Source organism: Streptacidiphilus pinicola (genome assembly GCF_003258295.1).
GTDB classification, from domain to species: domain Bacteria; phylum Actinomycetota; class Actinomycetes; order Streptomycetales; family Streptomycetaceae; genus Streptacidiphilus; species Streptacidiphilus pinicola.
Genome location: NZ_QKYN01000275.1, coordinates 416 through 1,026 on the forward strand (window position 1 = coordinate 416; position 611 = coordinate 1,026).

Annotated in this window: 2 protein-coding genes; one reads left to right on the forward strand and one right to left on the reverse strand. The window is 78.4% G+C overall.

What is annotated here, in order from left to right; genetic code table 11:
* Positions 1–200: NUDIX hydrolase (locus DN069_RS39090; protein ID WP_481557193.1), on the forward strand; the 200-nt coding region annotated here is incomplete at its 5' end.
* Here the strand turns inward: DN069_RS39090 and DN069_RS39095 are convergent.
* Positions 197–611, reverse strand: a 415-nt coding sequence (locus DN069_RS39095; RefSeq protein ID WP_243640343.1) for a LysR substrate-binding domain-containing protein, incomplete at its 5' end; no start/stop codon positions are given. The genes DN069_RS39090 and DN069_RS39095 overlap by 4 nt on opposite strands.

Below are 611 nucleotides of genomic sequence, written 5' to 3' on the forward strand. Positions count from 1 at the left end.
ACACCAGCGCCGACCACGAGTGGTTCTCCGCCGTCTACCGCGCCACCACCCCGGTCACCGTCTCCCCCCAGCCGGAGGAGGTCGCCTGGCACGCCTTCCTGACGGAGTCCGAACTGGCGGCCGCCCTCCCCACCTGGGACGTCGTCCCCGACGGCCTGGAGGCCTGGCACCGCCTCCAGACCTGGCGCGCCGCGCGCTAACCGTCAGTCAGCGCGTCCACGAAGACCCGCGCCGGAGCGGTCAGCGCGCCGGACCAGAGTGCCTCGGTGCGGTGGAGCAGGCCCGGGTCGCTCAGGGGGACGGCGGTGACGGAGGGGAGCGGCTCGGGCGGGGTCGGGACGAGGGCGAGGCCCAGGCCGGCGGCGACGCAGGCGGTGAGGGTCGGGGCGGCCGGGCCGGTGAGGGAGAGGGTGGCCGGGAAGGCGTCCAAGCCGGTGGCGGCGCGCAGGTCGGGGAGGGGGACGGCGGCGTCCGGCGCGTCGAGCCAGCCGGCGTCGGCGAGCGTGGCGATGCGGACCCGGCGGCGGCGGGCGAGCGGATGGTCCGGTGGGAGCAGGACGGCCAGCGGCTGCTCGGCGACGCGCCGAGCCGTGACCGGCGCGGCCGCCGGG